Raw genomic sequence first — 10675 nt, 5'->3', positions numbered from 1 at the left:
AGCGTTAGCCGACTGAACGACTGACATGGATGTCAGGCTGGGTGGTTCACCATGGATGGTTTCGCCCTCGTTTTGTGCGGAATTGAGTCGACCTTGATATTTTTAGCTGCGAAGCAGCGTTAGCCGACTGAACGACTGACATGGATGTCAGGCTGGGTGGTTCACCATGGATGGTTTCGCCCTCGTTTTGTGTAGCCCGGGATTTATCCCGGGAAAACATTTGCACGTCCCACGGGGCGGTAGCATGGTCTTCAGGCCATGGTTTTTTTCGGAGGGGGCTCGGGGCTAAAGCCACCGACTACAGGGGATGGATTTGTTGCATTTCTCGGGGCTAAAGCCACCGACTACAGGGGATGGATTTGTTGCATTTCTCGGGGCTAAAACCACCGCCTACAATTGGATTTTCACTTCTACGCCTTTATCGTCCTCGCGGTTTTGGATGTGGATTTTCGCTTTGTGATATTCGGCGATAATCTTAGCGATATAAAGGCCTAATCCCAAATGCGCCTCTTGCTCAACTTGATGCTCTCTCACTGACACCATTGAATTCAAAAGCTGCGCATGCATATTGTCAGGCAGTTTAGGCCCTGTGTTGGCTATGCTAAGTTCTATATGTCCACTTTTTTCCATTAAGGATAAAATGATAGTGCTCGAATCTGGGCTGAATTCCACAGCGTTAGCGATCACTTTATCAAGCATCTGAGCAAAGAGTTCCGGTGCACCATTCAAGGTTTTTTGAATCCCGTGAGTGTTCAACGAAAATTTATTTTGTGGATAGGCAATCCGATAGCCTTCGGTGCATCCAATTAGCAACTCTGACAGTTCAAAACTCTCTCGCTCGCTGTATTGGATTGCTTGTTCTAGGCGCGTGGCTTCACTCATGTTGCTGAGTATTTTACTCAGACGATGTATACCTGTTTGCGCACGCTCTATATATTGCTGCTTTTCTTTTTCATCATTGCCATTTTTTTGCTCCATGGATAAGTTTTCTAATGATGACTTTACAATCGCGACGGGGGTCCGTAGTTCATGGGACAAACGGGAACTCATGTTTTCTAAATAATGATTATATTGCTGTAATTTATCTAACACACTGTGAAATGTTCGGGATAAATCACCGATTTCATCTTGGGTATTTGAACGAGGAATATTGCTCAGAATTTTACCATTTTCGTCAATGGCTGATTCGGTTTCGTTACGCAGTTTACTAATGCGAAATGAAATCCGTGATGCAAATAAAAACAAAGCCGCGGTACCTAAAAACACCACCGCAATAATGACGTGAAATAACTGTTCTAGGGCGCGATTTCTTAAGGTTCGAATACCATGAGTTGTTTGTTCAACCACAACGGCACCCATCACCTGCTCATCAATAAAAATAGGATGGGCGGCAGATAGCACTACGGCTTTGTTATCCGGTGACAACCGCCATTGGGAACTAGCGGTTCCGGTGAGTGCTTTGGCTAAATCTTGACCTTTCAGCGCGTAGGCATTTTCTAATTCATCAACAAAGTCTGCTGGTGGCTTGGTGAGAATTTGATAATACATTGGAAACAACCAATCTTGTTCAATGCGATGCCAAAGTGTATCTCGTTTGTCTAACTTGGGACTTGTGCGCACCCCTGTGGCATCTTGAATTGATCCAGAACGGGCCAGCACACGCATGTGTTTATCTACCACCCAGACTCGGGCATTAGAGTATTTTAACCCTTTCAAAATTTTCTCTATTTCTGGAGAAGGCACTAACACCGTACCCAGTGAGTCAGACTTATTGGGGTTAGCGGTACCGATAATATATTTGCGTTCGCGCGTATTGGGGTCATCCACATCAGCAATGGCAAAGGCAATTTTGCTCGACATGATTTCCAGTGGAAAGCGTAGCTCTATGTTGTATCCCGTTTCAGTTTCTAACCAATTGCCCTGAATGGCCGTTTCCAAGGACAAAGGTCGCAAAGAGTCTGGATTTTCATCCAATAAATAGGCGTTCACCCACCCCGATTGTTGGGGGGCAACGATGTAGCGTCTAAAATCACCTTGGGGGTTGGTGACTGCAATTAATAAATAATCGTTTCTGTCTACCCTTAAGCTGTTTTTAGGACGGTAAACCAAATTATCATCTATCACTTCGAACATGGCATATAGATACTTACTATATTGCCCTACCATATGTTCGAAATGAAAACTGTCCGGGTTATAAAATTCATTTTGTTCAATTAACTGCATTTCTCCATAACGCAGGGATAAATGCCGGTAATCAACCCAGTCATCCAACTGACCGTCTAATTGTATGGGATCAACAATTTTATGGGCGTACAAGTCTGTACCTGGCTTAACGTCTTGTAAATAAGAGGATTGGCTATCAAAAAGCGACGGTCTTTCGTGTAGCGCAGTGGCTACAGCTCGAGCTGTCCCTTCCATAGTTTGTTCTTGGCCAGTACGAAGATAACTTTCCAGCTCCCAAACATACTGGTATCCAAGCCAAGGTATGGCAAACAGAAATATAGACAGCAACAATAGTTTTAAGCGAATGCCAAAGCGAATACGATTCATAAATTAACTGGACTTCCAGCGATAGCCCATACCGTAAACGGTTTCAATGCGGTTGAATTCAGCATCTAATTGCATAAATTTCTTACGAATGCGCTTAATGTGCGAGGTAATGGTTGTATCATCGACCACCATCTTTGACTCATCCATAAGTTGTTGGCGACTTTTCACATGACCTGCATACTTAGCAATGGCATGCAGCATCCAAAACTCCGTCACTGTGAGCTCTATGGGCTGACCATGCCAACTGACCGTCATTCGGTTGCTGTCCATAAGTAAGGCTCCGGTTTCAACCAAATCCGTGGCAACTTGAGGTTGATTGAGCAATTCTGTGCGTCTGAACAAGGCAGCAATGCGGGCGAGTAGATGTGGCATACTGATATCTTTAGTTAAATAGTCATCAGCCCCCATGCGCAAGCCGCAAATAGTGTCGTAATCATTATCTCTGGCGGTAAAAAAGATGATCGGTAAGGTTTTGGACAGTGAACGTAGTTGTTGGCATAACATAAAGCCCCCATCTATCTCTTCGTTTAATCCAATATCAACAACGGCTAAGTCAGGCAATCTTTGCATAAAGGCCTGTTCAGCATCGATACGACTACTGTAGGTAAACACTTCATAGCCCTGCTTTTGCAACGCTGATGCGTAATTTTCTCTAATCGCTGGGTCATCTTCAACTATGGCAATACGTTTTGACATTACTCTACCGGGTTAACTAACTCTTCTTATTCAGTGAGGTTAACTATATCGCAAAAATTTGTTCTGCCCATGGCCTTTTGGCTGAATAAAGGCAATTTCCATTTTTTCGCCACATTTGCTCACTACATTGCCATTTTTCCCCGCATTTCATGCCAGAAAGTTAGGTTTTAATAGACTCCATCGAAACAACACTATCTCAACCAACATACTCTTTTGGAGAACTATTATGAAAAAACGTCTTTTATTTCCACTTACCGCCATCGCTTTGAGCTTGTCAGCAAATGGGTTCGCTGCAGAAAGTGTGTCTAAATCTAGAACAACAGAGGCGCAAACCAACGAAGCCATTGGTTTTGGCTCTGGTGCATTAGCTGGTGGACTGGTTGCTGGACCTGTGGGAGCAATAGTGGGAGGACTTTTTGGTGTATTGATTGCTGAAGATGTGAATAACGATAACGCATTGGAGGCAAGTGAAAACGAATTGGCCAATGTTCAATCAAAACTATCTCGTCAAGCGTCAGAGCTTGTGGCATTGCAAAAACGTTATGAGCAAGCGGAGCGAGAAAGCCAAGTGCAATTAGTCGCAATGGACAAAGAGATCGAGCGGGTGATGCAGGAAATGGAATCAAATATTCAATTCCGAACAGCTTCACATGTTCTCGAGTCACATTTTAAACCGCAATTAGATTTAGTCGCCAAAGGATTAAAAAATAATCCTCAGTTAGTGGTGAGTTTATCTGGTTTTTCGGATAGTCGCGGTGACGACTCCTACAATCAGGCTTTGTCTGAGCAACGAGTGGTGAGCGTAAAAGACTATCTTTTATCTAAGGGGGTAAGCGATAAGCAAGTACTTACTCTTTCCTTTGGGGAGACCCAACCTGTCTCTGCTGAATCTGACAATGAAGACTTCTTTTTTGACCGTAGAGTGTTAGTTCGAGTTGCTGAAGGGCAGCACGCTATGACTGCATCTAATTTATAGGAGAGAGACAGTGATTAAGCGTCTGCGATTTGTCATAGTCCTTTCGCTACTTTTTACCTTAGGTGCGTTGCAATATGCAACGCCCTTTTTCAAGGATGAAAGTAACGATGAGGGTTCGACTAGCCAATCAAAATTCAAAATAGACCTATCTTATGAGTCGGTTCAGGCTAATCAACCACCTGTTTATGTCAACGATTATCAACAAGTGGAGCAAGGGAGTTTCTTTTTACAAAAGCAAGGTCAACAAGGATATTTAGTTTCTCCTTTGTTAGATACCCGGGTAGATATGAACATAACCGGATTAATTGCTCGAGCTAAAGTCACTCAAACCTTCACTAATACCAGTGATGAATGGGTAAATGGTATATATGTGTTCCCATTGCCTGAAAATGCTGCCGTTGACCATCTAGAAATGCAGATTGGAGAGCGGAAAATTGTTGGTCAAATCCATCCGAAACAAAAAGCCAAAGCAATTTACCAACAAGCTAAACGAGATGGTAAGAAAGCGAGTTTACTGGTTCAGCAGCGACCTAACTTATTTAAGAACTCAGTGGCTAATATTGGCCCAGGTGAATCAATTAAAGTCACTATTGAATATCAACAAACCGTAGATTACCAAAATGATACATTCAGTTTACGATTTCCTACCACTGTCACTCCCCGATATCTACCTAAATTGAACCTAGATGCAGGGACTCAGGAGATTGCTGATAGCGGTTGGGGCATGACCCAGCCTGAGTATAAAGATAGGTCAAGAGTTGGAGTTCAAGAAGAGCCAGAACCTATGCATAAGGTAGCGATGCACATTGCTCTGAATACAGGCTTTTCAGTGCACAAAATTCGCAGTGAATTTCACCCTATTCATCAATTAGAAAAACAAGCTGGGGTCTACGAGATTTCTTTGCAGCAAGATATGATTGCGAATCAAGACTTCGTTCTCAGTTGGCAGCCTCAGCCTGGTCAAGATCCTAAAGCCGCGCATTTTGTGCAGCGCCACCAAGACGGCTTTTATGGCATGGTGATGTTAATGCCGCCCGATGAGGAAACCGATACCTTAAGCCTTGCCAGGGAAGTGATTTTTGTGATTGATACATCAGGATCTATGTCAGGGGAGGCCATGCCACAGGCAAAACAAGCGCTTATTTATGCTATCGAGCAGTTGCCAGAACATGACAGGTTTAATTTGGTGGAGTTTGATTCAACGGCTAAAAAAATGTGGTCGCGCCCCAGAGTTGCTAACGCTCACAGTAAATCTAGCGCTGTAGAATATATTGAAAATTTAAAAGCCGATGGTGGCACTGAAATGTTGTCAGCTTTGCAACTGGCTTTAGGCCAACAAAGCTCAGAATTAAGCGAAAATGAAACTCGTATTCGGCAAGTCATTTTTATCACCGATGGCTCAGTGGGCAACGAAGTGAGTTTATTTAACTACATCCATCATAATTTACAGCAATCTAGGTTGTTTACCGTCGGCATTGGTTCAGCTCCCAATAGCTTTTTTATGAGTGAGGCCGCGCGGATGGGAAAAGGCACCTTTACCTACATTGGTTCTACCGAATCTGTGCAGGAGCAGATGCAAACCTTATTTACTAAATTAACCCATCCCATACTAAGGGATTTGCAGGTGAATTTTTCTGAAGATGTTGAGGTGTACCCTCGAAACTTGCCCGATTTATATAAAGGTGAACCCATTATGTTGAGTTACCGTGCCAATCAGCCGGTTGATAATTTATCTGTCACTGGCACTTTGAAAGATCAATATTGGCAGCAATCCTTATCATTAGAAAAGGGCGGCGGTGAAACCGGACTAAACGTGCTTTGGGCACGACGTAAAATTGCCCAGCTAGGGCGAGACAAAAGGTTAGGGCAAGATTACGATGAAATGAATAAACAGATAGAACAAGTGGCAATGGCACATCATTTAGTGAGTGAAATGACCAGTTTAGTGGCTGTGGATGTGACACCTAGTGCATTAAGTACCAGTAAAGATGCGCAGGTTAAATCCCACTTACCAAAAGGACAAAATCAGGCAATAGGAAGCTTACCGCAAACCGCTACTCCAGCGCAGCTTCAATGGATGTTAGCTTTACTATTAATGGGGGTTGGATTATGTACGGCCATTTTCACAAAGCGCCACTAAGACGCAAAGTGTTAAACATGATCTGGCGGTTTAAATGGACAACTTTATGTTTTGGTTTAAGTGCATATCTGTTTGCGTCAAGTGGTTATATTCATGCAAAAGCATTACTGGCACAATATTTAATTGAAGACGCATGGATAGAGTCGCTGCACACCGGTGAAAAAATATCACCTTGGGCGTGGGCCGATACCTGGCCGGTTGCTAAGTTAACTATTGGCGATAAAACCTTGTATGTTTTAGCGGGGGCGACAGGCAGAGTCATGGCCTTTGGTCCCGGCCATATGAGCAGTACCCCGTTTCCTGGAGAGGCGGGAAACGCGGTGATTACCGGTCATCGCGACACCCACTTTTCGTTGCTACAAGAGGTTAAAATTGGTGATGTGATTAGCACCGAAACTATGGATAACCTCAGCCGTTATCAGGTGTTGGAAGTGCGTATTGCCCATCAAGATCAAATCAATTTAATCGAATCAGGCGTGGATGATGAGCTTACCCTGATTACGTGTTACCCCTTTAACAGCGCCGCCCCTAATCCTGAGTTACGTTATGTGGTGCGGGCGCTAAAGATAGAAGCGTAATATAAAGTTAATTTTGATTTATCAAATATTCTAGTCCGCCGGTAATTGCGGCCACTTGGGCAAGTATACAATTTTCATCGTCAACTTTCGGGCTGTCTGGATATACCTCTGTGGTGGTGACGTATTTAGCGCCGGAAAAACCACCGCAGAGGAAGAGTTTGCGTTTGTCATAATTAATAACGCCACGCTGTTCCATCTTTGTACCTATGAGTTTGCCATCGTCGTCTGCAGGGGCAATGTGAGTCACTTTTTCTACTGAGTCGATGATGGCTTTCTGAAAATCGGGTACCGGATTGTTGCTATCTCCTACACCATAAAATCCATCGGGAATATCCCAAACACTCTGTTCAATTCCATCTCTTGCGCCGAGTGCAGGTCGAAATTCAGAGTTATCGGTGTCAGTGGTTTCGTGTAAATCAAAGTGGGCAAGCAATTCTAATTGCAATCCGTTGACATACTCCATAGCAAGGGCAGCCTCTGGGGCCGGTGAGTTTGGATAAAAAGAGCGGTTTGGATCTATTGCTTTTGGATCCCAGCGATTGATAGTTTCATAACCCCAGGGACTCAAACACGGCAAAACCACAAAGTTAAAGTGTGCCTCATAGGCTTTTGCTTGGCTGCTTAAAAAACGAATTGCACCTTGTACACCGCTGGTTTCATATCCATGAACACCGCCTGTGATTAGTACGCTGGGTTTATCCTTAGACCAGGATTGAGTTTTAACGGCAAATAGCGGATAACGCCCTTGGTCATAAGGCAGGGCACCATACTGGACTATTTCAAAGGCACCTTTTAGCTCATCCAGTTTAGTTAATACTTCGCTCCGGTATTCCCGTCTCACTTGTTGATTGTTTAACCATTGGGCTTTTTCACTATCACCCCAAGGTTGACCCGGCTCACCAATTGCGTATTTTTCGTAACTCATTTTATTCCTATTATCGCCAATATCTTTGTTAATTGAATAAGGTAACACCTGCTGTTTCAGCCTGTAAACCTTTCAATGTTGATGTTGATTAAACAGCATAAATAAGTGTTTTTAATGGTTATTCATACTTGAAATATGGCAAAATGGCAGCATATTGGAAAATGACCTGACACTCTCACCTTCAGGTAATATCAAATTCGATCAATTGAACCTCCGGTAAAGTTTGCGTTAAGCAGGCGTTTGGGTTTACAAAATTAAAATAAAACGTTAATTGGGAAGCGCTATGAAAGCCTTAGACATTTCTGGTCTGACAAAAACCTATAAAGGTGGTACACAGGCTTTAAAAGGTATCAATTTACAAGTCTCCGAAGGAGATTTTTTTGCTTTACTTGGTCCAAACGGCGCAGGTAAATCGACCACTATAGGTGTCATCAGCTCGCTAGTTAATAAGTCAACAGGCTCTGTGAAAGTCTTTGGTCATTCGGTAGATACTGAGTTAGTCGAAGCGAAATCCTGCATTGGCTTGGTACCACAAGAGTTTAACTTCAATCAATTTGAAACCCTCAACCAAATAGTGGTGAATCAAGCTGGTTATTATGGCGTGCCACGAGATATTGCGAAAAAACGTGCGGAAAAATATCTAAAACAATTGGACTTATGGGAAAAGCGTAATGAGCCAGCCAGGGAACTTTCCGGTGGGATGAAGCGACGCTTAATGATTGCAAGAGCGTTGATGCACGAACCCAAAATGTTGATCCTTGATGAACCCACAGCCGGAGTCGACATCGAAATTCGTCGTTCAATGTGGACGTTTCTTAAAGAAATCAACGAGCAAGGTATTACTATCATTTTAACCACCCATTATTTAGAAGAAGCAGAAATGTTGTGTCGAAATATTGCCATTATTGATAAGGGTATTATCGTTGAAAATACCAGTATGAAGGCTTTGTTGTCGAAATTGAGTATGGAAACCTTTGTCTTGGATTTACCTGTTCAGTCTACACCTCCTAGCTTGCAAGGCTTTGCTTTTCGCAATATTGATGATCACACTTTAGAGGTAGATGCGGATAAAGATGTTGGATTGAACGATGTATTCCGTCAATTAACAGATCAAGGCGTTACGGTTTTGAGTATGCGCAACAAAGCTAATCGTTTGGAAGAGTTATTCGTCAGAATGGTTGAGAAAGGCAGAAAAGAACAGGCGGGGGCAGCATAATGGCAAATCGAAATTTCACAGCCTTGCGAACCATTTGGATCAAAGAATGTACTCGCTTTTTACGGATCTGGATTCAAACTTTAGTGCCGCCAGCAATTACCATGTCACTATACTTTGTCATTTTTGGTAGTCTGATTGGTTCGCGCATAGGAGAAATGGGCGGGTTTTCCTACATGGAATTCATTGTGCCGGGGCTGATTATGATGTCGGTGATTACTAACTCATATGCCAATGTAAGTTCATCTTTTTTTAGTGCCAAATTTCAACGAAACATTGAAGAGTTGCTTGTTGCGCCAGTTCCGAGCTGGATCATTGTATTGGGCTTTGTGGGAGGCGGTGTCGCCAGAGCGATTTTAATTGGTGTTATCGTTACCACAGTCTCCATGTTTTTTGTTGATATCCAAATTCATAACTTAGCCATTATCATCATCACCCTCATTCTAACCTCGTCTTTGTTCGCCACAGCGGGCTTAATCAATGCTGTGTATGCGAAAACGTTTGATGATATTAGTATGGTACCGACTTTCGTCCTTACCCCGCTAACCTATTTGGGGGGCGTGTTCTATTCGTTGACCTTGTTACCTGAATTTTGGCAATGGGTCAGCAAAGCCAATCCTATCGTATATATGGTGAATGGGTTTAGATATGGTTTCCTTGGGGTCTCAGATGTCGACTATGTGTTGTCGTTAGGGCTATTGGTCGGTTTTAATTTACTGTTATTTACCATTGCATATCGACTTATCAATCGTGGTGTAGGAATACGAAGTTAAGTCTTCTGTAAAGCTAACTATATGATTATGCAAACGGGTAATTCTCGAAGTATCACAAGTAATCAGCTCGGGCCCCATGAGAAAGTGCCTGAGCTGGTGCGTCGCCACCTAGAGAATACGAGTCAAAAGCCCTTTAATCAGCATACTTTAGATGCCTTTGAACAGGTACAAAAATGGCGTTTGCAGTTAGACTCCCAATTACAAAAACCGCTGATTTTTGATTCTTGCTGTGGAGTAGGGGAAAGTACCGCCCATATTGCAGCCCAGTTTCCTGATGCGTTAGTGGTAGGAATTGATAAGTCTGAATTGCGTACCAATAAGCATGAACATTATAAGGAAAAATCTCCCAATTATTTGGTGATACGGGCTGATGTGAATGATTTTTGGCGTTTAGCTCGCTCTGCTCAATGGCAATTGAGTCATCACTTTTTGTTGTACCCCAATCCTTATCCAAAATCCTCACAAGTGCAGCGTAGATGGCACGCGTGTGCCGCCTTTAAAGAAATCATTGCCTTGGGGGGAACGTTGGAAGTCAGAAGTAATTGGCAAGTTTATATTCAAGAGTTTGCAATTGCATTAAATACAGCGGGAAAACCTGCCTCGGTGAGCCCTTATCACAGTGATGAACCGCAAACTCCCTTTGAACGTAAGTACTGGGCCAGCGGCCAACAAAGTTGGCAGGTGATCAGTAACCTATAGGCGGGTGCTTTAGCCCCGCGGAAATGCCCCATGGCCTGAAGACCATGCTACCGCTCCGCGACAATTCCCGATAAACCCATGGTCTAAAGACCATGTTACATACATATCGGTTTCATGTAGGCGGG

Annotated in this window: 9 protein-coding genes; 6 read left to right on the top strand and 3 right to left on the bottom strand. The window is 43.3% G+C overall.

The window, feature by feature from the left end:
• Positions 1 to 390: 390 nt before the first annotated feature.
• Positions 391 to 2550 (bottom strand): proteobacterial dedicated sortase system histidine kinase, encoded by a 2160-nt coding sequence (gene pdsS, locus Q4574_RS21270; protein WP_303477667.1) that lies wholly within the window; start codon positions 2548 to 2550, stop codon positions 391 to 393.
• A 3-nt stretch (positions 2551 to 2553) separates the two neighbouring features.
• Positions 2554 to 3246, bottom strand: coding sequence for a proteobacterial dedicated sortase system response regulator (gene pdsR, locus Q4574_RS21265; protein ID WP_303477665.1), 693 nt, complete (start codon positions 3244 to 3246; stop codon positions 2554 to 2556).
• A 226-nt stretch (positions 3247 to 3472) separates the two neighbouring features.
• On the opposite strand from pdsR, the gene pdsO reads away from it, so the two are divergent.
• Genes pdsO through Q4574_RS21250 form a run of 3 tightly spaced genes read left to right on the top strand, consistent with a single transcriptional unit; the run spans position 3473 to position 6940 of the window.
• A complete protein-coding gene (gene pdsO / locus Q4574_RS21260) occupies positions 3473 to 4222 on the top strand; it encodes a sortase-associated OmpA-like protein PdsO (protein ID WP_303477664.1) in 750 nt (249 codons plus the stop codon).
• 10 nt (positions 4223 to 4232) lie between these two features.
• Positions 4233 to 6362 (top strand): marine proteobacterial sortase target protein, encoded by a 2130-nt coding sequence (locus Q4574_RS21255; RefSeq protein ID WP_303477663.1) that lies wholly within the window; start codon positions 4233 to 4235, stop codon positions 6360 to 6362.
• Positions 6332 to 6940, top strand: coding sequence for a class GN sortase (locus tag Q4574_RS21250; RefSeq protein WP_303477662.1), 609 nt, complete (start codon positions 6332 to 6334; stop codon positions 6938 to 6940). The genes Q4574_RS21255 and Q4574_RS21250 overlap by 31 nt, the downstream gene beginning before the upstream one ends.
• Positions 6941 to 6947: 7 nt before the next feature.
• On the opposite strand, the gene Q4574_RS21245 is transcribed toward Q4574_RS21250, so the two are convergent.
• A complete protein-coding gene (locus tag Q4574_RS21245; RefSeq protein ID WP_303477659.1) occupies positions 6948 to 7865 on the bottom strand; it encodes a M14 family metallocarboxypeptidase in 918 nt (305 codons plus the stop codon).
• Positions 7866 to 8148: 283 nt separating this feature from the next.
• Between Q4574_RS21245 and Q4574_RS21240 the strand changes: the two genes are divergently transcribed.
• The 3 genes from Q4574_RS21240 to Q4574_RS21230 are packed head-to-tail and all read left to right on the top strand — an operon-like array spanning position 8149 to position 10550.
• Positions 8149 to 9081, top strand: coding sequence for an ABC transporter ATP-binding protein (locus Q4574_RS21240; RefSeq protein ID WP_303477656.1), 933 nt, complete (start codon positions 8149 to 8151; stop codon positions 9079 to 9081).
• The gene (locus Q4574_RS21235; RefSeq protein WP_303477654.1) at positions 9081 to 9851 is read left to right on the top strand and encodes an ABC transporter permease; all 771 of its coding nucleotides are present in this window, start codon (positions 9081 to 9083) and stop codon (positions 9849 to 9851) included. The genes Q4574_RS21240 and Q4574_RS21235 overlap by 1 nt, the downstream gene beginning before the upstream one ends.
• 27 nt (positions 9852 to 9878) lie before the next feature.
• Entirely contained in the window at positions 9879 to 10550 is a 672-nt protein-coding gene (locus Q4574_RS21230) for a tRNA (guanosine(46)-N(7))-methyltransferase TrmB (RefSeq protein ID WP_303477669.1), read from the top strand.
• Positions 10551 to 10675 lie beyond the last annotated feature (125 nt).

Origin of the sequence: Aliiglaciecola sp. 3_MG-2023, assembly GCF_030548205.1 — a bacterium.
Taxonomy (GTDB): Bacteria; Pseudomonadota; Gammaproteobacteria; order Enterobacterales; family Alteromonadaceae; genus Aliiglaciecola.
Note: the sequence above shows the minus strand (reverse complement) of the source record. Positions and strands in the feature narration are given on the sequence as shown.